This window comes from Terriglobia bacterium, assembly GCA_032252755.1.
Lineage (GTDB): Bacteria > Acidobacteriota > Terriglobia > Terriglobales > Acidobacteriaceae > JAVUPY01.
Genome location: JAVUPY010000008.1, coordinates 22,708 through 48,780, shown reverse-complemented (window position 1 = coordinate 48,780; position 26,073 = coordinate 22,708). Strand labels below are relative to the sequence as shown.

General features: G+C 58.4%; 20 protein-coding genes. 8 read left to right on the top strand and 12 right to left on the bottom strand.

The genetic code is table 11. The features are described 5' to 3' along the window. Window positions 1–761 precede the first annotated feature (761 nt). The 9 genes from mscL to ROO76_01140 form a co-directional block, all read right to left on the bottom strand. A complete protein-coding gene (mscL, locus tag ROO76_01180; protein MDT8066755.1) occupies window positions 762–1,160 on the bottom strand; it encodes a large conductance mechanosensitive channel protein MscL in 399 nt (132 codons plus the stop codon). A gap of 161 nt (window positions 1,161–1,321) precedes the next feature. After that, entirely contained in the window at window positions 1,322–2,473 is a 1,152-nt protein-coding gene (gene dnaN / locus ROO76_01175; protein ID MDT8066754.1) for a DNA polymerase III subunit beta, read from the bottom strand. A 226-nt stretch (window positions 2,474–2,699) separates the two neighbouring features. Continuing rightward, window positions 2,700–3,059: a VOC family protein gene (locus ROO76_01170; protein MDT8066753.1), complete on the bottom strand. Its 360-nt coding sequence runs from the start codon at window positions 3,057–3,059 to the stop codon at window positions 2,700–2,702. Window positions 3,060–3,284: 225 nt separating this feature from the next. Further along, window positions 3,285–4,427: a deoxyguanosinetriphosphate triphosphohydrolase gene (locus tag ROO76_01165; GenBank protein ID MDT8066752.1), complete on the bottom strand. Its 1,143-nt coding sequence runs from the start codon at window positions 4,425–4,427 to the stop codon at window positions 3,285–3,287. A gap of 124 nt (window positions 4,428–4,551) precedes the next feature. Further along, the gene (locus ROO76_01160) at window positions 4,552–6,669 is read right to left on the bottom strand and encodes a tetratricopeptide repeat protein (GenBank protein MDT8066751.1); all 2,118 of its coding nucleotides are present in this window, start codon (window positions 6,667–6,669) and stop codon (window positions 4,552–4,554) included. 106 nt (window positions 6,670–6,775) lie between these two features. Then, complete coding sequence (locus tag ROO76_01155) at window positions 6,776–7,366, bottom strand: hypothetical protein (GenBank protein ID MDT8066750.1); 591 nt, start codon at window positions 7,364–7,366, stop codon at window positions 6,776–6,778. Next, the gene (locus ROO76_01150) at window positions 7,366–8,220 is read right to left on the bottom strand and encodes a hypothetical protein (protein MDT8066749.1); all 855 of its coding nucleotides are present in this window, start codon (window positions 8,218–8,220) and stop codon (window positions 7,366–7,368) included. Before ROO76_01150 ends, ROO76_01155 begins: the two co-directional genes overlap by 1 nt. Window positions 8,221–8,222: 2 nt before the next feature. After that, on the bottom strand, window positions 8,223–9,320 hold the full coding sequence (locus ROO76_01145) for a hypothetical protein (protein MDT8066748.1): 1,098 nt from the start codon (window positions 9,318–9,320) through the stop codon (window positions 8,223–8,225). Further along, entirely contained in the window at window positions 9,321–11,075 is a 1,755-nt protein-coding gene (locus tag ROO76_01140; protein MDT8066747.1) for a hypothetical protein, read from the bottom strand. Between the two features lie 276 nt (window positions 11,076–11,351). Here ROO76_01140 and ROO76_01135 point away from each other — a divergent pair, with 276 nt between their 5' ends. The 8 genes from ROO76_01135 to ROO76_01100 are packed head-to-tail and all read left to right on the top strand — an operon-like array spanning window position 11,352 to window position 21,750. Next, the gene (locus ROO76_01135) at window positions 11,352–15,548 is read left to right on the top strand and encodes a tetratricopeptide repeat protein (GenBank protein ID MDT8066746.1); all 4,197 of its coding nucleotides are present in this window, start codon (window positions 11,352–11,354) and stop codon (window positions 15,546–15,548) included. 43 nt (window positions 15,549–15,591) lie between these two features. Then, the gene (locus ROO76_01130; protein ID MDT8066745.1) at window positions 15,592–16,842 is read left to right on the top strand and encodes a glycosyltransferase; all 1,251 of its coding nucleotides are present in this window, start codon (window positions 15,592–15,594) and stop codon (window positions 16,840–16,842) included. Next, entirely contained in the window at window positions 16,833–17,984 is a 1,152-nt protein-coding gene (locus tag ROO76_01125) for a hypothetical protein (GenBank protein ID MDT8066744.1), read from the top strand. Before ROO76_01130 ends, ROO76_01125 begins: the two co-directional genes overlap by 10 nt. Window positions 17,985–17,994: 10 nt before the next feature. After that, complete coding sequence (locus ROO76_01120; GenBank protein MDT8066743.1) at window positions 17,995–18,411, top strand: STAS domain-containing protein; 417 nt, start codon at window positions 17,995–17,997, stop codon at window positions 18,409–18,411. Continuing rightward, entirely contained in the window at window positions 18,408–19,721 is a 1,314-nt protein-coding gene (locus ROO76_01115) for a hypothetical protein (protein MDT8066742.1), read from the top strand. The genes ROO76_01120 and ROO76_01115 overlap by 4 nt, the downstream gene beginning before the upstream one ends. Continuing rightward, window positions 19,718–20,491, top strand: coding sequence for a hypothetical protein (locus tag ROO76_01110; protein MDT8066741.1), 774 nt, complete (start codon window positions 19,718–19,720; stop codon window positions 20,489–20,491). The genes ROO76_01115 and ROO76_01110 overlap by 4 nt, the downstream gene beginning before the upstream one ends. A 52-nt stretch (window positions 20,492–20,543) precedes the next feature. After that, window positions 20,544–21,044, top strand: a complete 501-nt coding sequence (locus ROO76_01105; GenBank protein ID MDT8066740.1) for a hypothetical protein — start codon at window positions 20,544–20,546, stop codon at window positions 21,042–21,044. 4 nt (window positions 21,045–21,048) lie between these two features. After that, window positions 21,049–21,750 (top strand): thymidylate kinase, encoded by a 702-nt coding sequence (locus ROO76_01100; protein ID MDT8066739.1) that lies wholly within the window; start codon window positions 21,049–21,051, stop codon window positions 21,748–21,750. 110 nt (window positions 21,751–21,860) lie between these two features. Here ROO76_01100 and purF read toward each other — a convergent pair whose 3' ends face one another. The 3 genes from purF to ROO76_01085 all read right to left on the bottom strand — a co-directional run bounded on the left by purF (window position 21,861) and on the right by ROO76_01085 (window position 26,050). Beyond that, window positions 21,861–23,279, bottom strand: a complete 1,419-nt coding sequence (gene purF / locus ROO76_01095) for an amidophosphoribosyltransferase (protein ID MDT8066738.1) — start codon at window positions 23,277–23,279, stop codon at window positions 21,861–21,863. 11 nt (window positions 23,280–23,290) lie between these two features. Then, window positions 23,291–25,624, bottom strand: a complete 2,334-nt coding sequence (purL, locus tag ROO76_01090) for a phosphoribosylformylglycinamidine synthase subunit PurL (protein ID MDT8066737.1) — start codon at window positions 25,622–25,624, stop codon at window positions 23,291–23,293. A gap of 87 nt (window positions 25,625–25,711) precedes the next feature. Further along, a complete protein-coding gene (locus ROO76_01085) occupies window positions 25,712–26,050 on the bottom strand; it encodes a hypothetical protein (protein ID MDT8066736.1) in 339 nt (112 codons plus the stop codon). Between the last annotated feature and the right edge of the window lie 23 nt (window positions 26,051–26,073).

The following is a 26,073-nucleotide window of genomic DNA, read 5'->3' as shown; positions in this document are numbered from 1 at the left end:
ACGTGAGCATGGAAAACGAAATCGTATCCAATAGGGACTAGACATTCACGGATTGTTTTCAGGAAGGGACTGTACCCTGATAGGCTCCGATATCGGCCATCCATAATCTATCCCGGCACACTGAACACAAATACCTTGCATTTTCCCATTTCGGAACCATCCCATAATTTTTCCGTTGACATCACAGACTCCACTCACCCTCCCTCGCTATTCTGACCATGGACCAGTCCAACGACGGCGCCCTCCTTGGGCGCCGTCGCTTTTGTCACGATCTTTCTCAATCCGCGCGCTGCTTGTGGCCCATATGTGTTCGCCGCGTTTGCAAACATCCGCGGGGAAGTTCCGGCTATTTCGATGAACCTTTCTTGCCGGAGCAGGACTTTACTCCCCAAATCGCCGTCGCCCAATCCAGCGGCTTGGTGCCCAACATCTGCCGCAGTTAGCAGATGTGGGTCTCCGAGCTGAGGTGCGCCCTTTCAGGCAAAGTGAGAAACATGCGCCTTCCAACTCTCACGCGAGACTCCTGGTTACTCCCAGCTGTTCTCTTGCTCGCAACGGTTCCGCAATCGGCTTTGCCTGGACGCAGCACGAAGAAAGAACGCAAATTCCTGAAAACAAAGCCGTTCTTGATATTTTCAGATTTAAGTTCTTTGTTCCCAGCGCTCTACGGCCGAAATTTCCGTAACTCACTGAAAACAGGAGAGGCCAAAATAGGGGGTGGGGGCACAACAGAGTCCCCCCGTACACTCCGGCAGCGGAGCTCAGCACGGTGAGCAGCAGTGGGCACACTTGCGGGCGTCGATCGGGATTTCGCTGAGGCACTCCGGGCACTTCTTCGAGGTCGGGTCCGCGGGCGGTTCCTTCTTCGCCCGTGCCATGATCGCGTTCACCGGAAGCACCACGAAGAAATACACCGCCGCCGCGATCAGCAGGAACGAGATCAGCGCATTCAGGAAACTGCCGTACGTGATTTTGGCGCCATTAATCTCCAGCACCAGGTAATCGAAGTTTGGTTTCCCGACCGTCGCGGCGATAAACGGTGTCAGAATGTCTTTTACGAAGGAGTTGACTACCGCTCCGAATGCCACTCCGATCACTACGCCGACGGCCAGGTCCACGACATTACCGCGAAGCATGAATTGCCTGAAGCCTTTCATCATGAGAAACCCCCTCTGTTCGGGACAGACTATGACGAACTCCACGGAAGGTCAACTTTCGTCCCCCAGACGCCTGGTACAGTAAAAGCTAACCCCGCACGAAAAACGAAGCGCCGAAGATCTCGCTCCGGCGCTCCATTCTTGATTGTTAATGCTGAGTAGCTTCAGATTCTCATCGGCATCACGACGTAACGATACTTGAAATCCCCCTCGGTCGGCTCCGGACGCATCTGGCCGGCCGACTGCGCGTCCTTGAACTCCAGGCGAACAGCATCGGAATCAGCTGCCTTCAGGAAATCGAGCAAGTAGCCCGAGTTGAAGCCGATGGTCATGGGATCGGCAGTGTAGGGAGTTTCGATGACATCTTCCGACTCGCCGGCATCAGTGGAAGAAGACGAGATGCGCAGTTCGTTCTTCTCCAGCTTGACGCGGATCGCTCCCGACCGTTCGTCGGCGAACTGGGCAACGCGCTGAATGGCCGCCGAAAGTTCGTTGCTTCCGATGGCGACGTACTTGTTGTTCTCTTTCGGAAGCACGGCCTCGTAGTTCGGGAATTGACCGGTGAGCTGCCGCGAGGTCAACAGTCGTCCACCAATGCGGAAGAACAGGGTGGATTCGTCCTTCGCGAACTCCACGAACTCGACGTCGCTGCCAGAGAGCAGGGAAGCGAGTTCCGCCATGGCCTTCCGAGGCACCAGCGTTTTCATCTCGCCAGAAACCTCCATCGCGGCGCCGGTCTTCTCAATGTGCGCCAGCCGGTGACCATCGGTCGCGACCATTGTCAGCGATTCAGGCTTCAGCACCAGCAGCGCGCCGTTCAAGGTGTAACGCGACTCCTCGTTGGAGATCGCGAAAATCGTCTTGCTGATCATCGTGCGCAGCGCCTGTGCCGGAATCTTCACGACGTTTGCGGCGGGGAACATCGGCACGCTGGGGAAGTTCGAGCGAGCCATGCCGACCATCTTGGTATTGGAGCGGCCGGAGCGGATGTTGACCCAGTGATTCTCGAGCAGCTTCAGGGAGATCTCGCCATCGGGCAGGAGCTTCACGTAGTCGTAAAGCTTGCGCGCCGGAATGGTGCAGGAGCCTTCCTTCTTCACCTTCACGCTGCACGATGTGCGCAGGCTGAGGTCGAGGTCGGTCGCGGTTATCGAGAGCTTGTCGCCCGAGGCTTCGAACAGGAAGTTGGAAAGAATCGGGATGGTCGTTTTGCGTTCCACCACCCCTTGGGTGGCCGTGAGTTCCTTGAGAAGATCGAACTTACTGACGGTTATGTCCATTGCTGTCCCTTGCGCCGTGCCTGCTTCAGCCGCCATAGTCGTCACCCGCGCACCCCTTGAGAAAACAATTTCAAACCATCCTGTATATCAAAAGAATAACGCGAAAAACAGAGGAATGCTCATGGGATGCTTTGAAAGTTTCCCGTTTATACCATTTCGCTCTTAAGTTAGCCGCAGCGGGCAGACGAGGCCGCAGCTTCTCCGCAAGATTGCACCAAAATGTGGCAAAAGTGCGGCCCCGGTCCAGCGCCAGGAGTCGGGCCTATTCGGACCACACCGCCAGCACGTTTCCGTAGCCGTCAGAGAAATGGAAGCGGCGGCCTCCCGGGAACTCGAACGTCGGGACGACGATTGCGCCGCCAGCCGCTACAATCGCCTGCTCTGTGGCCTTCAGGTCGCGCGAATAGAGAACGACCAGTGGCGCACCGGCGCTCGCCTTTGTCTCGCCCTTCTGGAAGCCGCCATTAATGCCAGCATTCTCTCTGCCGAAACTGATGTAATCCGGCCCCCAATCCTGGAACGTCCAGCCGAATACCTTCTGGTAGAACGCCTTGGTCCCGGCAATGTCTGGGGTGGTGAACTCGACGTAGTGGATGGTGTGGTGCTGCGCGGGTTGAGTCATAAATCTCTCCTGTCCTTCTGCTGACGTGGAATATCTCCGGAAAGGTGCGGCAAACGTGAAGCGCAGGCGCACTCTTCCCGAGTGCTTCTGAACGCCTCCATCCGCATTCCCTCAGAAGCAGGAGAGTGCAGGTAGAGTCCGCTGGCGCAGACTGCCGAGGTACGTGAGGAAGCTAACACGCGGCTTTCTCTTGCGCAATGGCGTCGAGGCAGTGCTGGATGAACCCTAATCGCTGATCCGTGTCGCTGTGGGACCGATGAGCCGTTCATGCTGTTCGAGAATGAAGTTGTCGGTCATCCCGGCGACGTAGTCGCAGACTACGCGCGCCAGCGGTTCCTCGTCCGCTTTTCGCTGATAGCTGGAAGGCAGCGCCTCCGGATGCTCGAGCCAGTATCCGAACAGGTCACCCACCACCCGCTCGCCGTCCAATTTCTCCGGGCGCAGCGGTTCGCTAAGGTAAAGGTTCTCATATAGGAACTGCTTGGCTTCGCGCCGTTCCTGCTCCACCCGCGGGCTGAATCCAGCCAGGCGCTCGGGGAATGTGCGAACCTCGTCGAGCGATCCGGTGTTCGCCTCACGAATACGGCGTGCAGTAGTGTCGATCAGATCGGTGACAAGTTCGTTGAGCATGCGCTTGAGTGCTTCATTGAACTTCAGCTTCGTGCGGGCGTTCGGATATGTTCTTTCGACTTCGCGATAATGACGCTCAAAAAGGACGACGTCCGCGCGAATGCGGTCGAGGTGCAGCAAGCGAGCTTCAAAGCCGTCGTCGAGATCCGCGGTCGTGTAGCCGATCTCGTCGGTGTGATCGATGAGCTGTGCCTCGAGAGGCGGCCGCAGGTCGAGCAGGTATTCGGCAAGTTCCGGATAGTCGTCGGCGCGGTAGTTGCGCGAGTGCTTGATGATTCCTTCGCGCACTTCGAAGGTAAGGTTCAGGCCGGTATATTCGATGTATCGAAGCTCGAAACTTTCGACGATGCGCAGCGCATGCAGGTTGTGATCGAAACGCAGCCCATGCGGCCGCATCAGGGCATCGAGTGCCTTTTCCCCGGCATGGCCGAACGGCGGGTGCCCAATGTCGTGGACCAGAGCGAGCGCCTCGACGAGGTCTTCATTGAGGCGCAGCGCGCCGGCGATCGTTCGCGAAATCTGAGCGACCTCGATAGTGTGCGTCAGGCGATTTCGGAAGTGATCGGAGAGCCGCTTCGTGAAGACCTGGGTTTTGTTCTCCAGCCGGCGAAAGGCGCGCGAGTGGATAACGCGATCTCGGTCGCGCTGGAAGTCGTTGCGGTAGGGATGAGGCTTTTCAGGAAACCGCCGCCCACGCGTGTTCTCGAAATGAACGGCGTAGGGCGCAAGCGCGTACATAGGGAAAGTCTAAAGCAGGAGCGGGGAAGGAAGAAGCGCTAAAAACGAAACCGCGGATTATGCAGATGCACGCGGATCAAAGGAATCAGTATCCGCATACATCCCGCATAATCCGCGGTTGAACTTACTGCTGCTGCGCTCCGCCTTCGCGCGCCAGCTTCACTTTGGCGGCTTCCAGTTTCTTCTGGACCTTGGCCACGTCGCTCGGCTCCGTGTCGGCGGCCAGGCTGTGGTTCCATCCATCCAGCGCCCGTTCCCAGTTCGCAATCGCCTGTCGCAACCGCCCGGTCTTCTGGTAGACGTCGGCGAGGTGATCGTGGATCGTGGGGTCATCGTAGCTTCTCTGAACTGCCAGCCGCAGATTCTCCTCTGCCAGATCGTACTTGCCGAGTTTGAAGTATGCCCAGCCGAGCGAGTCGAGATAGGCGCCGTTCTGAGGATCGAGCGCAACCGCGCGCTTGATGTAATTGAGCGCGTCGTCGAGGTGTTCGCCGCGGTCCGCCATCATGTAGCCCAGGTAGTTCAGTGCCGCTGCGTTCCGTGGATCGTTAGCGATAACCTGGCGGAACGTTTCTTCCGCTTTCTCGTATTTTTTCTCGTGCTCGTAAATTGATCCGGCTATGAAGTTAACGTAGTCCTTGTCGTCCTGCTTTGCCGCCAACTGCTGCGCCTTCTCGACAGCCTCTTCGGCTTCCTTGAAGCGCCGCAGCCGGCTGTACATCTGTGCCAGCGCAAGGTAAACGTCCCGATCGTCCGGTGTTCCCTTCAGCAGGGACTTGACTTCGGCGAGGCCCTTATCCGCCTGGCCCATATCAGCCAACTGGCTGCCAAGCACCATCTTCAGCCCGCGATCGTTGGGCAGTTTCTGTGTTGCTTCCTGCGCGGCGTCGGTGGCCTCTTTGTACTGGTGGTTCTCGCGATAGGTATCGATGATCTGCTGGTATGCGCGCGAGGTGGCGTCATCGCCAAGAGCAGTCATCTTTCGGAATGTTTCGACGGCCTGCTGCGGCTTGCGGTCTTCGCGATAGATCGTTCCCAGGCGCTCCAGGAAGATCGACATATTGTTACGCTCGCCCGCACTATACAAATCGCTGGCGCGCTGGTTGCGCTGGATCAGGTCCTGCAGCGTCGAGATCGCTTCGTCGTAGCGGCCGAGCCCTTGGTAAATCACGGCGAGGTTGTAGGGTAGTTCGAGCGAATCCGGCACGACCGCCTGTGCCTTTTTCAGCATGTCGAGCGCTTCGGTGAACTTGCCGTCTTTGCGGTAGATCTCCGCGATACGCATGTAGGTTTGCGCATCCTGCGGGTCCGCATCGACGATCATTTTGTACTTCTCGAGGGCGGCGGCCGTCTGTCCGTCATTCAGCAGGTTCTGAGCCAGACCGCGTAGCGCGTCAAGGTTGTCCCCGTCCTGCTGAACCGCCTTCGAGTAGGCGTCGATCGCTTTCTTGTAATCTTTCTTTTGTTCGTAGGTGAATCCCAGAGCCGAGTAGATCTTGCTCGTGCGTTCTTTGTCGGGGATTGCCTCGAGCACCTTGAGTGCGCGGTCATAATCGCCTTCGTCGGTATAGAGGATTGCCAGTGTCGTGACTGCCTCTTCCGAGTTCGGCTGCAACTGCGTGGCGATCCGGAACTGCTTCTCGGCGTTCACGCGATCTTCTGCAAGTCGATAGAGGCGCCCAAGCACGAGGTGGTCCTCGACGCTGTCGGGCTGCAACTGGACGATTGATTCGTACTGCTCGATGGCGAGTTTCAGGATGTTCTGGGACTGCTTGCCGGACTGCATGTCGCCGAGCGACCGCAGGTAAATGCGTCCCAGCAACCGGCGTGCTTCTACATTCTTCGGATCGCGCTTAATGATGTCCTGGGCTTCGAGAACGGCGTCGCGAATCCGCCCGGTCTTCGCGTACAGTTCTGCGAGGCTGGCGTTCAGGTATTCCGAGGTCGGGTCGGCCTCGATTGCCTTCTTATATTCTTCGACCGCTTTAGACGCATACTCCGCGCGCCCATACGTGGCGGCCAACTCCTCGTACATGTGCGCCAGGGTGAAGTGGTAATAAGACTCCGCACGATCCGGCGTTTTCTTCGCGCCAGTATCGGCTGGAGTGGTCGCCGGCGCGGCCTGCGTCGATTCGGCGGGCTGGCTTGCCGGTTTCTGGCTCGGCGGTTGCGATGCCTGGGAAAACCCCGTAGCGGAAGCTGCCAGGAAGAGAGTTGCGACAAGAATACCTTGGATTTTCATCAAAAAAGAACCAGCCCGATCTCTTGCTTTTGGATGCGCTCACAACCCCGAAAGGAGCGTTATCTATTGTAGCGGAATCGGGCCTCCGTTTTCTGGCTCAGATGGGTTATTTCGATCCCCCGACCGCACCAGGGAACACGGCCTTCGCGGTCTGTGCCGTCGCGGCGCCGGTAGGGATCTCCTGCAAAACCCGAACTTTCCAGCTATTCTCCGCCGGTGTCATCAATACCAGGTACTGGACGCTAAGGTTCTCAGAATGAAGGATTTTACCGCCGTCCCGGTACTGGATCTCGAACTGCGCGGTGTCGCGAAGCTGCATCGCGGAGCCATCCGGAGAATAAAAGATGACCTGCAGGTGATGGCCGTGATCGACGATCCGCCGGGATAACCCCGCAGCCTTCTGAGCTTTGATCGTCTCCACCCACTGGTTCTGGGCGTAACCTGCGAAGTCCGACGTTAGAAGATCGGGTTGATTATCCTCGAGCGCCTGCTCCAGGGCCTGCCATGCCTCACCGTAATCGCGCGTGACAGAAGCCTTCGTCTCATCCTCTACTTCGCGAGGCCCGGCCTTCGACGTATCCAACCGCACTTGCGGTCCAGTTGGCGGGGCTGCAGAAAGCGACTGAGGCAGTCCGAGTACGACCACCACGATCAGAAAACCAACCGTCAGCAGCAGCCAGCCTAAGCGTTCACGCATTATTTGCCACTCCACTGGATTTCATTGCCCAGCACCACCCCTGCGGCAACCGAAATTGTCGCCTTCTGCGACGGCGGAAGTTCTGCCTGGGCAATACCACGCTTGATGCGCGCATCAACCGTGCTCTTCCCGCTCTGGTCGGTCGAGGTGAAAGTAACGATCGTTCCGTCCGGAACGGGATTCCCGGCGCAGTCACGAATCGGATCAGTCTCCACCAGGATGTTGCCATCCTTCGACGGCTCTGCCTTCATGCGGATGGTGCAGGGCTCCGACGCCGTCTCTTGCACCACACGCTGCACGCTGGCGCCGTTCGAACTCGCTGTGAATTGCGCCGCTCCAGCCTTCTTGCCGGAATCCATCCGCACCCACGCAACCCCGTTTTGGCTATCTATGCTGCGGGTAGTCGCCGGAGCACCCTCGACATCCAGATCGAACTTCACTGGGTATTTTTCCAGCACCAGGTTGTCGTATCTGTCGAACAGGTACGCGCTGCCGGTGATCACGTCCTTGCGCGCCGCTGGCACACGCGAAGGGCGTGCGAGGAAGGCGATCTTTTCGAGCTTCGCGGGAGCCACGAAGAATGAACCGGAAGCGTGTTCGTCGCCGAGCAAAATTACCGTGTATCGCCCGGACTGCCGCAGCTTACTACCCTCGATCTGCGCGGGGTTTCCCAGTTCAACCTTCCGCTTAATTGCCGTGCCGGGGCCAAAAACATACAGAGTGGCCGTGCCGCTGCCGTGCGTGGGCACAGACAGGTCCTCGCCGGCGGTCGCATTGGTCGGCAATGAGAGGTTCTGCGCCGCCGCCAGCATCGCGAAACAAACTACGACCGAAACGATGAAGATGCTCTTCATGGTCAGTCCTCCCGGCGATCGATGCTGTACTGGTTCACAGTGACACGATACGTCTGGATATTCTTCGCGAGCGAGTCGTTGACGGCGACGGAGAAGGGAACCGGAGTCTTCGGCAGCAGCGCACGGTTGACGTATCCGTCCGAAACCCAGATCACCCGCCCGGCGTTGTCGTAGAACGTCGCGAGCACGTGCGGGATGTTCACCGTCTGGCCGCTCTCATTTATCAGGTCGCCGGTCAAAACAGTGCGCCCCTGGGCGTCCTTTCCAATGCGCTGGTGGAGAACACCCATGACCGGATCGGCCGAAGCCGGCACAAGCAGTGCCGTCGGTTGCATCCGAACGCTCTTGATGTTTGCAAGCTTCACGCCCGGGAAGTCGATGCGGAATGGCGAAACTTCCTTCGGCAGCAGCACATGGGAGATCTTGTCGAAGCTCTCCTCCTGTCCGAGCGTTTTTCCATCCTTTCCGACCAACGTTGCCGAGACGTCGACGAAACCAGGCACCGTATCTTCATTCACGATCTCGCCCAGAATGACCGTGTCACCATTGCGGGTGATCGCGTTCATCGAGGTGATGCGTACGCGCGGCGCCTCTGCGTTCTGCGCGCCCCAATCGTCGCCCGAACCGCGATTGATGATATCCCAGCGCAGGTAGTTCACGGGGATCACCTGGGGCGGAACTTTAGGCTGTTTCGCGACGGGCCATACGACTTTCCAACTGTCGCCTTCGCGCATCACGTTTACGTCGCGGACATCGTAGAACGCGCCGACTGCCGTGGACCACTCGATGCTGGCGCGTACCAGGGCTTCATTGTCGTTCTCGTGCAGAACCTTGGTGTGGAAGCTTTGAAGGGTGGAATAGGTTTGCAGACTGCCGTCGCGTCCGGTGAAATCTTTCGCAAAGTCCTGCTCATCGGTGTTGCTCTTCTGCGAAACGTACCGGAACGCGCCGTTGAAGTCGTGCCCCTGGGCCCGGCTAAGCAGTGATTGCACGGCACCTTCCGGAGTCGTCGCCGGCTTCAGTTGGTTGCTGTGAATCGTCGCCATACCAACGAGCGCAGCCGTGAGGACGATAAGAATGATCGGCAGTATGCGTTTCATTTATTTCGCCTCCCTGTAAATTGGTTCCGGAGTCGTGGCTGGGAATTCGAGGGTTTCTCCTGCACGGCGACGGTCGGGGAGGAACGCCACCGCGAATAGCGCGAACAGGCTGGAGGCTACCGGCAGGATGCCCCACAAGATACCCTGCGTCTCTGTCGGAACGAAGGTGCCGAAATCGAGTTTCTTGGCTGGCGGCGCGTCGTCCTTCGTCCATAAGGTCACCGCGCCGTCATCGTAGGTTTCCGAGTGTCGCCAACCGGCGAAGGCCAGCAGCGGTTCGTAGTAGCGATCGCGCACGAAGATGTAGCGCAACCCGTACTGGTCGGCATGCTTCAGTATGGCGCGAAGAGCTTCCATGCCCGCCGCGCCGAAGTACTTGGAGTTGTAGAGCTGCCCAGAACCGTAGGCGGTCAATTCAGGCAACAAGCGCGCGGAGTTGTAGTCGCCGTCCACGCTGCTGGCGTTTACGTATGTCGAGACCCTCGCGAATTCGTTGCCGAAGCCAAGGGTCAGATACCGGAACCTCGAGTGATCCGGATTGTTCATGAAGGTAATTACAGGCTTCACGTCGAAGTTCGAGGAGCCGATTGGGTTACTCGCATTCCACGCCAGCGCTGCCGCAAATGTCCCCACCGATAACAATGCCAGGGCGACAATTCCCTTTCGGGCCCACCTGTCGACGATATAGGTCGCGAGCACGGACACGATTGGCAGCGCCATGAGCGTCGCCCAGAAGGTAAAGCGCTCGTAAGTCAGAATCTCGTATGCGCGGCCCAGCAGCCATTTGCCGACAGGGGTCGTGCCGCCAAGCCCGATCATCGTGGTCACGTACCAGCCGATGAGCAGCGGTCGCAAACGACTCTCCGCCGAGCCCTTGAAGAAGATGTAAGGCAGCCCGAGAAGCAGTGCGCCCATGGGGACAATCCAGAAGTTGAGTCCGCTGTGAGGAACAAGAATGTAGTTGTCACGGCTGCCGTGCGGAATCGGCATCTGGGTGATCGGATTGGCCATGAACGCTATGAAATAGGGGGCCAGTACGACCAGGATTAGAACGCCCGTCAGCACGGAAAAAATCAGGCCACGTACCACGACACCGGCGACGGTTGCGTTTTCGCCGTCTTTTTTGCGATCCATTCCCGAGAGCCACCACACCGGCAGCGCGAACAGGATGGAGCCGAAGATGAACGTGACATGGTGCGCCGCCGCGCCCGCCATCGCAATTGCCAGGCCCTTGATGAGCGGCAGGAACCGGCCGCTTCGATTCCAGTCATAGAAGTATGGCAGCGCGTTCAATGTCAGCGCCGCGGCGGCAGTGGTCGGCAACTGTCCGGCTTGATAGACGAGGAGAGCCAATGAGCCGAGGAAAACCGAGCCGATCGCCGCGTAACTCGCCTGCCGCTCGTTTACCCATAGTCGCGCATAGCGCAGCACTCCTACGGGGAGCAACAGAAGTACAGCCAGTTGCACCAGCATGTAGCCATAGTTCAGGCCGACAAAGTTCGAGAATAGCGCGATCCACTGGTGCGTCAGCGGCGGATAGGTCGTCTGAGAGAATCCGCCGTACCATTTCGGGTTCCACGGGTTGAACCAGTGGTGCTCGTAATGCGACGCAAAAAAGATATGCGTGTTCGCGTCATAAGAGTCCAGCGGGATCTTCATCAAAAGCAGCGGACCATGCACTGCGATTGCGAGTAGCAGGATCACGGTGATAGGGATTCCGCGCGAAGTTGGGAGGGACTGGGACTTAGTACTCAAGGAATCCTCCACAGCACTGTTCAGCAGCAATTTGGATTCCTAATACTCGGGAAGGTTTGCCTTGAGCACCGCGCTTCTCTTTTCAGAGTTTCCGGCCAACCGCACTGTGAACAAACGCACCCAATGAGAGTACGCCACTTCTCTTGTTGGTGGGGTGGTTGCGCAATGCGAGCTTCGGGCCAGCCGTTTTGCCCGAATCCGCATCGGAAGGTTTTTGGTATTCAGCTTGCGAGTGGTGAACCCGCCACGTCGCTCGTGAGACATCCGAGTGGTCCCGTGAAAAAACGATTTGCTGTTTTCATATTCTGTTCCCTGTTGATTCTCCCGGCAGCGCTGCTCGCGCAGACGTTCGAAATTCCGGGACAGACTCCGCAAGCCGCGGGTAAGAAATCGCCTGCGCAAAAGGCGGGGAAACGATCCGTTCGGTCGCAGGAGACCCAGAGCATCGGCTGGGGCAGCAGTCTTCAAGTGGGACAATTGGCTCGTGCCGCGCGGCAGGCGCTCGCGCATAACAACCCCGCACAAGCCGCCACCTTCGCTCAGCGCGCCGTTCAAACCGCGCCTCGGGACGCGAAGCTCTGGTTTTTGCTCGGCTACACATCGCGACTGGCTAACCGCAACCAGGCTTCGCTCGACGCATATCAGCACGGCCTGAAATTGAGTCCTGGTTCGGTTGACGGTCTCTCCGGCCTTGCACAGACGTATGCCAGGATGGGGAACATCGACCAGGCGAAGCGCCTGTTGATGGAAATCGTCAGCAAGAACCCGCGTCGCCAGAACGACCTGCTCATGGCCGGTGAGCTTTACATGCAAACCGGCGACCCCCGGCAGGGAATTCGCTTATTACAGCGCGCCGAGGACATCAAGCCCACCACACATGCCGAGCTGATGATGGCAGTTGCCTACCTGAAATTGAATCAGCCCTCGCAGGCGAAACAGTTGCTCGACAAGGCAAAACGCCGCGATCCGAAGAACACTGCTATCTTCCGCGCGATCGCCAACTACTACCGTGGGGAGCACGACTACAAATCCGCCATCGCAACGTTAAGAAGCGCACCGCGGATGACCCCGGAACTGCTGGCCGATCTCGGTTACACCTACGGACTGAACGGCGACAAGAAGCAGGCGGCGGACACTTACATCCGCGCCGCCAATGCCGATCCGAAACAGATCGGCTACCAGTTGAGCGCCGCGCAGGCATTGATCACCGGCGGTCAGCTCGAGCAGTCACGTCAGTTCATTGCCCGGGCTGAAACCCTCGACGCCAACAACTATCGGTTACACGCAATCAAGGGCTTTCTCGCGAGAACCGAGGACCGCCCTGCTGACGCAATCCGTGAATACAGCCAGGCCATCGCGCTTCTGCCGCAGGGCGGAGTGCCCGAAGGTGATCTCTACCCCATTTCCCTGCGCTTGAATCTTGCGGAACTCTACCGCCAGCAAAACGACGACGCCAATTCCCGTCAGCAAATTGTGATCGCCGAGCAGATGGTGAACAAGTTGAACCTTCAGGGGGCGGCGAGAGCAGAGTTCCTGCGTGTCCGCGCCAGCATCTTCACTGCCGAGCAGAACTACACGGGGGCTGAGAAAGATTTGCGCGAAGCGATGCGGCTTGATCCCAGCAACACCAACATCACGCTGCAATATGCAAATTTGTTGTGGAAAACCAACCGGAAGCCCGAATCGCGCAAGCTCTATAACGCCATTCTCGCCAAGGATCAGAACAATCACTTCGCACTCGAAGCCCTCGGATACATGGCGCGCGAAGATGGCGATAACAATGCTGCCCAGGGCTATTTCGAGCGCTATGCTCGCGCCTATCCGAAAGACTACGTCCCGTACCTGGCACTCGGCGATCTCTACACCGCAGAACACCAGTATGCTCGCGCCAATGCCAGCTACGAAGAGGGTTACAAACGCTCGCCTGATAACGCGCTGATCATCGCCAATGCTGCGAATGCAGCCATTGCCGCACAGCAAATCGATCTTGCTGGAACCTGGGTGGCCCGTGCTACCGGAAAAGCCAAAGATGATGCGCGCGTCATGCGCGAAGACGAACGGTACCTGTTCCACAAGGGCAAGTACCTCGAATCTGCCCAACTCGGATACAAGGTCCTGCAGAAGCTGCCCCGCGACCGCAACGGCTCCGTCTACCTCGTCTACGCGCTTTATAACCTCGGCCGCTACGATGAGGTGCTGACAGTGGCGCACCGTTACGAAAATATTCTGCCGAAGGAGCCGAATTTCCCGCTTCTCTTAGGGCACGTCCACAAGCAGGTGAACCTCCTCGACGAGGCGGTGAATGATTATGGCCGGGCGATTGCAAGAGATCCGAAAATGGTCGATGCCTATGTCAATCGCGGCTACGTTCGCAATGACCTTCAGGATCCTGAAGAATCCATTCGCGACTTCGATACTGCGTTGAAACTAGAGCCCGACAACGGCATCGCGCACCTCGGGCTTGCTTTTGCTGATCTTGAGTTGCGTAAGGGCAAGTCGGCGCTGGATGAGGTCAACACAGCGGAGAAACTGCTCGGCGAATCCGGCGCAACGCATCTCGCGCGCGCCACCGCCTATCGCCAGATGCGCCTTCTCGATCAAGCCGAGAAGGAGTACGAGGTCGCTCTAAAGTACGCGCCTGACGACTTGAAATTGCACATGGCGCTCGCAGATACGCAGTACTACGCGCGCCACTATCCACAGGCCGTCCAGACACTCACTGCGGCTCTGCGCCTCTCCCCCGACGACCCGCTTATTTATTCCGAGATGGCGCATTCCTATGCGCAAATGCATCGCCGCAACGAGACCCTGCAGTATGTGCAGGCGGCCGAGCGTGCCGGCGGGGACCGCTCCTCGATTTTCCTGAACACCGGCGAAGCTCTGATGGAGCTCGGCGACCAGAACGGCGCAATGCAGCGTTTCGCGCGCGCACTGCAGGCCCCTGACGCCGATAAGGTCGCGGCCCGCCTTTTAATTGCGCGGCTGTTTGTTCGCCAGGGACGCTACGACGACGCTCGCGAACAGGTAGGTCTGGGTTTCGCCGAGGCACGCGTCGGGGAAGCATCGCCAGTGACGGCCGACGATCTCATCGAGGCCGCCAACGTATTCCTCTCCATGAGCGACTTCGATCTTGCGCAGCTCTATTTTGAGCGTGCCAAGGCCGCGGGTGCCGCAGACCAGGTCGTCGCCATCGGGTTGGCAAACGCGTATCTGGCCCAGGGGAAGTCCAACGAGGCACAGGTACAACTTGCGAGTCTCGGCAGTCCTGACGACCTCCAGCAGAACTATGACTACAACCTCGCCTTGGGATCGCTCTACCGGCAGCAGCACGACAATCTCCGCGCCCTTGGCGCCTATGCGCGCGCCAATCTTGTTGCAGGAAACGACGACGTTGCCGAACGCGCAATGCAGGACGTCGCCGCGTCAGAAGGGATGCGCGTCACCGATAAACTCAGTGTCGGCGGAGACTTTAGCCTCAACGGAATCTACAACGATGTGACCATTTACAACCTCGACCGCCAGTTGTTTGGCGTAACAACTCCATCGCATCTGCCCCCGCCGCGCGCTGAATATGAGTCGCGCTGGATGAGCGATTTCAAGTATCACCAGTTCGGATTGCCTGTCATCAGCGGATTCGTGCAGCTTCGCAACGCCCGTGGCCCCTACTCTGTCCCGAGTGAAGCGCTCATCGTTGATCGCGACACTTATGATTACTCGGTCAACGGCGCTCTGAATCCGCAGCTCCATCTCGGGGCTCTCGACCTGCAGTTCAACACGGGGCTTCAGTACACCTGGCGTCGCGATCACAAAGATCCTGTCGATCTGAATCAGAACCTGTTCCGCCAGTTCGTCTATTTCTCGTCGAATTCGCTCTTCGATTGGGTTTCGTTCCGAGGCGCGGCATTCCATGAAACCGGGCCCTTCTTGGACAAACCCTCTTCTTCGCGCGAACTGGGCGCGAGTCTCCAATTTCTTGTAGGCCGCCCATGGGGGAGGACACAGTTATTGACCGGCTATAGTGTTCGCGACCTGCAGTTTAGCCCGATAATCCGTGAATTTTTTACCACTACTACCTCGGTTGGCCTGCAACATCGGTTTGGCAAGAAGTTGAAGATCGCGGCGCTGGGGGAGTATATCCGCTCCTGGAGAGCGCAAGACTTCTCCTACTTCCTCGCCCAGGGGATGCGTCCGGCCGGACAGTTCGAGTACGACGTGAATGACCGCTGGAATGTCACGGGAAATTTCTCTTTCTCGCGCGGCATGGGATTTCACGACTATGACAACGTGCAAAACAGTTTGCTCATCAATTATCAGAGGCCTCTCCACCGCAAAATGGACGACGGCGGTGGGGAAATTCCAGTCGAGTATCCGCTACGGTTCTCGTTTGGAATTCAGAGCGCGAATTACTTCAATTTCACCGGTCCGGGATCGACTACTCTGATTCGACCTGTATTTCAGTTGGGTCTGTTTTAAGGACCGGTTTTCGGGTGCTGCGAAGTTTAGGGATCGGGGCTCCATGAAGATTTGTTTGGTGACTGCTTTCCCGCCTAGCCGGCGGGGGCTGAACGAGTACGGCTTCCATATCGCAAAAGAACTTCAGCGCGATCCGCTGTTGAGCCTTACTGTGCTGGCGGATGAACTTCCCACCCCAAATCCAGAGTTGGAGGATTTCGATGTCGTCCGCTGCTGGTCATTCAACGAATTGAACAATCCCGTCCGCCTGCTGCGCGCCATCCGCCGCTGCAAACCGGACGTTGTGTGGTTCAACCTGTTGTTCTCCACATTCGGCGGAAAACCCCTTCCCGCCTTTGCCGGCTTGGCCACTCCCGCTCTGTCACGTCTCCGCGGTTATTACACGCATGTCACGCTCCATCATCTGATGGACAACATCGATCTCAGGGACGCCGGCGTGCGCTTTCCGCGCGTTTATCGCGCCGCTGGATACATGGCCACCCGCATGCTCCTCATGGCGAATTCGGTGAGTGTACTGTTGCCCGCTTATCGCCGCACGCTGATGCAGCGTTACAGCGGAGAGAACGTGCATTTCCGCGCCCACGGAATTTTATCCGCCCGGCCGGAGCCGCCCGAATTCTCGCTTCGCGGCAATCCCGAACATTGCATCCTCGCCTTCGGCAAATGGGGGACTTACAAGCGTCTCGAATTGCTGATCGAGGCCTTCCGGGAACTCTCGAAAGGGATGCCGAGTGTGAAGCTCGTCATTGGCGGATCCAACCATCCGATGACCCCCGGGTATGTCGAATCGGTCGCGGAGCAGGTCGGTAACCACCCGAACATCGAGTTCACCGGGTATGTGGCGGAAGAGCGCATCCCGGAACTATTCCGAAGCGCAAGTGTACTGGTGATGCCCTATTCGTCAGCTACCGGTTCCAGCGGGGTTGCCCACCTCGCCTGCGAATACGGCCTTCCCATCATTTCGGCCGGGGTCGCCGATTTCAAGGAGATGGCCGAAGACGAAGGGCTGGCGATCCTGTTCTACGAAACCGGCAATCCGCGGAGTCTCACTTCGCGTCTTAAGGAGTTGCTCGACGACGCCCAACTTCAGAAGGAGATGTCGGAACAGAATTTCTCGTCCGCGTTGCGCATGACGATGCCCCAAATTATTCGCCAGTACCTCCGATCCTTCGACCTGCACCGGCGGGCCAAGGCTCTGGAGCCAATCTCCCGGTTCCGCAGGATCCCGGGCTGGATTCCGTCTCGGTCGGCTATATTCCGCGCCGCAGCGCCAAGGTGGACCACATGGATGTGAGAGCGGTCATTCTCGTCGGCGGAGCCCGCTCGGAAAATGCCGAGCAACTGGCGGGGATTCCGGTGGGCCTGGTGGATATTCTCGGCGCACCCGTCATTCAGCGGATTATCGATCGCCTCGATCGATTTGGCGTGAGCGGTGCCGCGGTCGTCTCGAGAGTTCCCGCTTCCGCGGCATCTCTCGCGCGCGGCAGCATACGCCCGGGTATCCACTGGACCGAAGCGGTGAATGGAAATTTCTGGCGCTCTGCCGAGACCGCCTTCAATGAGATGGCCCAGGCCGGAGCTGAACTCGTGTTGGTGGTCCGTGTCGGCGCATATGCCGAAGTCGATTACGAAGATGTAGTGCAATTTCACCTTGACAGGAACGCTCGGCTTACCAGCGTCTGTGATAGCAGCGGCACGCCCCTCGACATCTTCGTCATCAGCGCCTCGCGGCGGAACGATGCTGCTTACCTGTTTCGTCATGAGTTGCAACAGATGCGCGTCGCTTGCGAGGCCTATCCCTTTGAGGGCTATGTCAATTCATTAATCGATGCCCGGGACCTGCGGTTGCTCGCGCTCGATTCCTTTTCTGGAATTACGAGCATCACGCCTTGTGGCCGCGAGATCAAGCCAGGCGTTTGGCTCGCCGAGGGTGCCCGCGTGCATCGCACCGCACGCCTGCTTGCCCCATGTTTTGTTGGCTCGCGGGCTAAGGTGCGCGCAGCCTCACTCCTTACCCGTGGCAGTGTTGTTGAACATCATGCCGAGGTCGATTGCGGCACCATCATCGAGAACTCCACCATTCTGCCCACCGCCATTGTCGGTGCCGGGCTCGATGCCATTCACTCTGTCATCGGTTTTCAACGCGTCTGGAACCTGCGAAGAACCGTCGAAGTCGAGATCAGCGATCGTCAGTTTGTGGGGGCGCAGCGTAGCGCTCCCTTGCGAATGATTGGCAGCGCGGCAACGTTAGCCGCACTGTTCACAAAGTCGGTTGGGCAGACTCTGCTCGGACGCAGAGCAACTCCTCAGCCCGAATTACAGGAAGCCGTTTGCCGTCCCGCAAGCGCCCTAAAAAAAGTGGAGTCTCCCGAAATTCAGGAAGAGGGGCTCTCCGCCACCGAATTTCTCCCAGCGAGGCGATATGGAAACGAGTAGGCCGATTGTAGTGAAAAGGGTTCCCGTATTTTTGAACGGCCGCCAGGCACGTCAATTTCACGATGAGGTTCGTCCTCTTCTGCTGATTGACCGTCCCCAGGTGGTTTTCGATCTTGCCGCAGTCCGCCAGATCGATGCCGCCGGAATCGACATGCTTCTCGATTGCATGACCGAGGCCAGCAAGCGCGACGGTGACTTGAAACTCGCAAACCTATCGCCGCACGCTGCTGTCATTCTCGAGCTCACGCGAACCGACCGTCTCTTCGAAATCTACGAGACCGCAACGGATGCGGTGAAAAGTTTCAGCAGCTTCCTTCCCAATGCTGTACGTCAGTTCTATCCAGGCATCGGTACGGCTCCAACCGTGGCCTGGAAGCAGTCCGAGAGCCAGCGCGAAGCCGCGCGTAGAGAGGAAACCGCGGCGTGAGTTTCCCCACCGAAGAAGTCGTGGTCGTTCCGCCCCGTGGAATGTGGGGCCGAGTCCTCGAACTTCGACACCATCCCACGCACGCGCGAATCATGGATGGCAGCGCCACGATGCTTGTGGGCTCTGCCTTCGTCAGTCTGCTGAATTTTGCTTTTAACCTGGCCGCCGCGCGCATGCTCGGCCCAGCTGAGTTCAGTCACGCAGCCGCCGCAGTCACGCTTCTGATGCTCGCGTCCTGCATCAATCTCGCGTTTCAATTAGTAACCGCGAAGTTGATCGCCCGCTCCCAGGATCCCTCGATTCGCGCGGGCATCTACGCAACTTTGTTGAAAAGATCCTGGGTCATCGGAATTGCGCTGGGCAGCACTGTCGCTCTCTCCAGCGGACCCATCGCTCATTACTTGCGGCTCCCCTCACCGCAGTACATGCTTGTTCTTGCCGTGGGGCTCGTGTTCTATGTCCCGCTCGGAGCCAAGCGGGGCGGAATGCAAGGCACCTGCAAGTTTCGGCGGCTCGCCACTAGTCTTACGTCGGAGTCTCTCGTAAAACTCCTCACCGCAGTGGCACTGATATGGGGCGGCGTGGGCGTGATGGGCGCCTTCATCGGCATTTCTGCCTCGGTAATTGTAGCTTTTCTGCTTCCCGCGGCTGACCAGGAACTCAGGATTGAAGCAGCGCCCCACACGCCTGCGCCTTTTTCGGAGGCGTTGCAGGCGATCATCTTCTTTGTCGGGCAGGTCGTTATCAACAATATCGACATTCTGATGGTGAAGCACTTCTTCGCCGCCGATCTTGCAGGTCTCTACGCGGCCGTCGCCCTCGTGGGGCGACTTCTGTATTTCGCCACCTGGTCGGTTTCCAGCGCCATGTTCCCACTCTCGGCGGGAGAAAGAGACGAGAAAGATAGCCGTCGTGTGCTGGTGATATCCCTCGGATTCGTAACTGCCCTTGCAGTGGTTTTCGTTTCCTTCCTCGCGGCATTTCCGCAGTTCATTATTGACTCACTATTTGGGGCCGGTTTTCACGTGCCGAACACGGATGTTGCAAGCCTGCTCACGATGAACGCGCTCGAAGTGAGTATTTATGCCGTCGTAGTTGTTCTCATCACCTACGAGATGTCGCGTCGCGTAGCGAACACTGCATGGATTCAATTACTGGTCAGCGGCGCCGTTGTGATTGGCGTCTATGGTTTTCACTCTACCCTGATGCAGGTCATAATCGTGCAGCAGGTACTTCTAATAGCGCTTCTTATCGCCGTTTCTACCCCATTCTTCCGGCGATCTCATGCTTATCTCAAGGAGGCAGTATGAAGCGATTGCGCCGGGTTCACGAACCCGAAGTAATAGCGGAATTCCTGAAGAATGAGTTTTTCCAGGAGGAGTTCCACGCCGATCGCTCGCAGTTCGAGCATCTCGTGATGGATGCCAATATCTCGAACGAGCGGGACAACGCTCTTCGCAGAGCCTTGCTCTTCCGGCGCCGCGGCCACATGTGGCGCGAACTCCCAGCCGATACGCAGTGGTGGGAAGTCACTCTTGAGCCCGAGGACCTAAGTTTGATCCGCGTCTTCCCTCGTGCCCAGTGGCGATGCGTTTCCGACGGCAGTTTTCAACTGACCGACATTACCGAACGCATCGCAACGGCCGACTTTCCCGGGGAGAAGACGCGCACATTCATCGCCAAGGTACATGACATCGCCTCCGACCTTCAGAACGGGAAGAATCACAGCTCCGTGCTGCTCATTGGAATCGATGAGATGAATCCGCTTACGATTCTTGAAGGCAATCACCGTCTCACCGCAGCATTGCTTGCTTCGCCCGAATTGGTGCAAACCAGCTTCAGGATCTTGTGCGGATTCTCTCCCAACATGGCGACGTCCTGCTGGTATGAGACGAATTTTCCGAATCTCTGGCGCTATGCAAAAAACCGGCTTCGCAACTTGTTTTACGACCGCGAAGCCGATGTGTATCGCATTCTCAACGAAAAACGCGCCCCCACCGAGGCCGAGCCAGGGTTCAACGAGGCTGCGGCCTTCGAAAGCCGCGTCGGCGCTCAAAAGGCAATACCGGGATCCAAGTAAGAAATTGCGCCACTCTCCTTCGGGGGAGTGGCGCACGATTGGAGAGTTCCCCATGTTCGCAATTCGAAAATTGATTTACCTGTTAGTTTTTGCGCTGGCATTCGCTGTCTGCGGTGTTCCCGACGTCGTTGCCCAGCAGCAATCGTCTGGGCAGTCGCAGCAGCAAAGCCGGCAGACTCAGCAGCCATCCACCAGCGGAGTGACCGTGAATCCTGCGCAGGCGCCGCTTTCGCCGCCGCCTTCTGAAGAACAGCCGACGACCATCTACGAAGGCAATCCGCCGAGCGCTCCTCCGCAGACGACCACCGTTCAGCAGCAAACCCCACAACAGCAGCAGAAGCAGCCGTTGGGCGCTGCAACTGCCGGCGCGGTTACCACCGAGGGCGGTGGCGCATCGCGTCCTGCCGGTACCGCGATTGCTCCCGCCAAGCAGCACCAGGTGCGCTCATTCCTCATCAAGTTGGGCGCAGTGGCCGCGGCGGGAGTAGCTATTGGCACCGTTTACGCATTATCCAAGGGAACGTCGAGCGTTCCACCGAATTCAGGGCGATAAGAATATGAAAGACGCAAGAAGTCGCAAACCGCTGGTCGTGAGTTTTTCGGGCTTGGACGGCGCAGGCAAGACGACTCAGATCGAGAACCTGCGCGGCCTGGCTGGCTCGCTCGGACTCCGCGACACCCAACTCGCTTTCTGGGACAACATTGTGGTCCTGTGTCGGTATCGGGAAGGCTTCGTTCACAAGGTATACGGCAGCGAGCGCGGAATCGGCGCGCCGGACAAGCCTGTCGAGCGTCGCGACAAGAACGTTCGCGCCTGGTACTTGAGCCTGATCCGCCACGGCCTCTACCTGCTCGACGCGTTGCATCTAGCGTGGGTGATCGCCAAGGCTCGTCGCCGCAACGTCGATCTCGTCATTGTGGATCGCTACATCTATGACGAACTCGCGAACCTTCCACTCGAAAATCCGCTCACGCGCATTTTCGTGCACTTCGTGAAGGGACTTGCACCCACGCCGGACATTGCGTTTCTGCTGGACGCTGACCCCGTCGCCGCGCGAATCCGCAAACCCGAATACCCGGTGGAATTCATGCAGCACTCACGCCGTGCATACTTCATGCTCGCCGAGTTGCTTGGTACCATGACCGTCATTCCGCCGCTCCCGCTCAGCGAAGCCAAGCACCAGGTCGAGCAGCATTTCCTGCGCGCGCTCGGCGGCGGCCTGGCAGAGGAACGAGCCCTTGACCGCGCGACAGCATAGCACTCAGCATTCAGTAAACAGACCCACTGGAAAAACAAAACCCCGATCGAATCGGGGTTTTCTCGTGAATATCCATTGTCCTGCTTCGACTGAACGCCGATTGCCGAGTGCTACTTCACTTCCGCCGGCTGAATCTGGTGTACCTCAACCCAGTTGGTTGGATACTTTCCGGTGTAACACGATGAGCAGAACTGCGTTTCCTTGCCGTCTTCGCCACAAGCCTTGCGCAGGCCGCCCAGCGAAAGGTAGGCGAGGGAGTCGGCGCCTATGTATTCGCAAATCTCTGCTACCGATTTGTTCGCCGCGATGAGCTGCGACCGCGTCGGTGTATCCACTCCGTAGTAGCACGGCGAAATCGTCGGCGGGCAGGAAATCCGCATATGGACTTCTTTGGCCCCCGCATCCCGAATCATCCGCACGATCTTGCGGCTGGTAGTCCCGCGCACGATCGAGTCATCGATGAGGATCACGCGCTTGCCTTCCAGCACATTGCGCACCGGATTAAGTTTCAGCTTTACGCCGAAGTCGCGCACCCGCTGCTCCGGTTCAATGAATGTTCGCCCCACGTAGTGGTTGCGGATGAGCCCAAACTGCAGCGGAATCCCGCTCTCGAATGAGAATCCCATCGCCGCCGTTACGCCCGAGTCCGGCACCGGAACAACGATGTCTGCATCCACGGGGGCTTCGCGCGCAAGCTGACGGCCCATTTCTTCCCGAGTCTGCTGCACCGGTTTGCCGAAGATCATGCTGTCCGGTCGCGCAAAATAGACATGCTCGAAGATGCAATTGGCCGAAGGTAGTGCCGCCGCGTAGAAGCGCGAATGCACGCCCTCCGGTCCGGCAACCACCATCTCGCCCTGCTTGACCTCGCGCTCGTAAGTCGCGCCAATCAAATCGAATGCGCACGTTTCCGAAGCGAACACGATGGTCTCCCGGCTGTTTGCCGATGCCGGAATCCGTCCCATCGAAAGTGGCCGGAAGCCACGCGGATCGCGGGCGGCAAAGATGTGATCCGGCGTCATGATGACTACCGAGAACGCACCTTCGATCCGCCGCAGCGCATCCGCGATCGCTTCTTCCACGCTCGCTTCGCGCGATTGTGCGATCAGGTGCACGATAATTTCGCTGTCGCTGGTTGTCTGGAAGATTGAGCCCTGCCGTTCGAAGCGTTTGCGAATGTCGGCGGCGTTTACCAGGTTTCCGTTGTGCGCCAGCGCGATGCTGCCCTTGTTGCACTCTACGCGAATCGGTTGCGCGTTCAGCAGCGCCGAATTTCCCGTCGTCGAATACCGCGTATGCCCAATCGCCAGCGAACCCGGCAATTTCGCGAGGACTCCCTCATTGAAGATGTCGCCGACCAGTCCCATGGCCTTGTGCAGGCTGATGCGTTCGCCGTCCGCCGCCGCAACGCCGGCCGACTCCTGCCCGCGATGCTGCAGAGCATGCACTCCCAGGTACGCAAGCGTAGCCGCCTCCGGGTGCCCGTAGATGGCAACTACCCCGCATTCTTCCCGAAACTTGTCGAACATCTTCTGAGCCCCTAACTCTTCTCGAGTATCTGCGGAACCAATTCTTCCGCCGTCTCCACGTGCAACGCCTTCACCAGCGCGTTCGCCCAACTCTCCTTCAGCCGAGACACCGCTCCCGCCATCGCCGTCTGGCCGTCCACGCTGATTCGCAACTCGCCATCCGTCGTCGTGCCGATTGCTTTTGCCGAGAGTCCGTATCTTATCGCGATTTCCCGAATTCTCGACACATTTGCTGCGCCACACGAAAGTAGAATCCGGGTCGCATCTTCACCGAACAGGACACATTCCAGCGGAAATCCTTCCGACTCGAGGCTCACATCGGCCCCGATGCCGGCCACAAAACCCGCTTCCGCAACCGTCACCGCAATCCCGCCCTCGGAAACGTCTTTCGCTGACTCGACCAGTCCAGCCTGGATCATTTCCAGCGTGGCCTTCTGCAAGGCGGCTTCCTTCGCCAGATCCAGCGCCGGAGGTAGCCCCCACATATTGCCTAGAATGTCCTTTACATATTCAGATGAGCCGAAGCGAGTCTCCGCTTCAACCGAATCCGCCTTAGTTCCCGGCCCAAGCAGAATCAGAGTCTTACCCGGCGCGCGGAAACTCGGCTGTGTACTATGCCGTAGATCATCCACAATCCCGACCACGCCCAGCACCGGGGTGGGGTAAATGCCTTCTCCGAGCGTCTCGTTATAGAAACTGACGTTCCCGCCCGTGATCGGTGTCTCCAGCGCGTTACAGGCCCCGGTCAGCCCGTCAATAACCTCGGAGAATTGGGCCATGATCGGCGCCTTCTCCGGATTGCCGAAGTTCAAGCAGTTTGTCGCCGCAACCGGCCGCGCGCCCGAGCAGACTACGTTCCGTGCCGACTCCGCGACCGCGTGCATAGCCCCGAGTTTCGGGTCCAGGTAGCACCACCGGCCGTTTCCATCGAGCGCCATCGCCAGCCCGCGGTTCGTGCCCTTGATCCGGATCACGCCCGCCTCGCCCGTCCCCGGTCCCTGGTTGGTGTTCGTCTGCACCATCGAGTCGTACTGCTCGTTGACCCAGCGCTTCGAGCAAATGTTCGCGCCCGCCAAGAGCTTCTCGAGATCGGCCGTGAAATCCTTCTTCGCCCCAAGCTTCACATTCGACGGTTTGGTCTTGGGCACCGGCGCGCTCCACGGCTCGATTGGACGGTGATATAGCGGCGCATCGTCGGTAAGCGCCTCGTTCGGGATCTCGGCGACTACCTTCCCGTGCTGCTTCACCCGCATCTTGTTCTCGGGAATCACCACTCCGACCTCGACCGCGTCCAACCCCCACTTGCGGAAGACCTTCAGCACCTCTTCTTCCCGACCCTTGTCAGCCACAAGCAGCATGCGCTCCTGCGATTCGCTCAGCATGATTTCGTAGGAGGTCATGCTGGTCTCGCGCTGCGGTACTTTGTCCAACTCGATCTCGAGTCCCACGCCGCCGCGTCCGCCCATCTCGCACGTCGAGCACGTCAGCCCGGCCGCGCCCATGTCCTGGATGCCAACCACGGCCCCTGTCTGCATCGCTTCGAGACAGGCTTCCAGCAACAGCTTCTCCATGAAGGGATCGCCCACCTGCACATTCGGCCGCTTCTGCTCCGAGCCTTCCGTGAATTCCTCGCTGGCCATCGTAGCGCCATGAATCCCATCGCGTCCTGTCTTCGACCCGACGTAAATTACCGGATTTCCCGCGCCCGCGGCCTTCGCATAGAAGATCTGGTCGCGCCGTACCAGTCCCAGGGCAAACGCGTTCACCAGCGGATTGCCGTTGTAGCAGGGCTCAAACTTAGTCTCGCCCCCCACGTTCGGCACGCCGAAACAATTGCCATAAGAGGCAATCCCGCTGACCACGCCTTCCATCACCGAGTGGTTGCGGTGAATCGTCTTCTGATCAGTCGTGTCGCCAGGAGTCTTGGAAATCGGTCCAAAGCGCAGCGAATCCATCACTGCCACAGGTCGCGCGCCCATCGTGAAGATGTCGCGCAGAATCCCGCCCACGCCCGTCGCTGCTCCCTGGAATGGCTCAATGAAGGAAGGATGGTTGTGCGATTCGATCTTGAAAGCGCATGCCCAGCCGTCGCCGATATCGATGATGCCGGCGTTCTCGCCCGGTCCCTGCACCACCAGCTTGCTGCGCGTCGGCAGCCGCTTCAGGTGCACGCGCGACGACTTATACGAGCAGTGCTCGCTCCACATCACGCTGAAAATACCCAACTCGGTCATCGTCGGCTCGCGCCCGAGCCACTTCAGAATGCGCTGGTACTCATCCGGCGTGATGCCATGGTCTCGAAGAACTTGGGAGGTAATCTGCGGCTGATTTTCCGGGGAATTCATAGCGGGAACTTCTATTTTCGCATGCCCGCGTCATTGTCGTCTTGCCGGACTTTCATAGCGCCGGCGAGAAGCCGGCGCTACCATGACTTAAAATTTTACATAGCCCTTGGTCTTCGCCAACCGAAGCTCGTCGACCTTATATCCTTCGGCCGTTTTCACCGTCACAACCGAGCTGTATTCCGGCGCCTCTTTCTGTTCCTGGAACGTACCGTTGACCGTGGCTTTCACCTTCCCGGATTGCTCGAATATGACCTTTACGTCCGGTCCGTTGCCATCGATCCTCACCTTGTAATTCCCGGCAGCGAGTTTCGCGCCACCGACCGTAACGTCATTGGAGATGCGCAGATCGGCAAGATTTCCCGCCAAACTCGATACCGCGAGCATAAGAACCGCAACCACTGCCAACAACTTGACAGTCGACTTCATGAATCACTTCCTCCTTATATGAA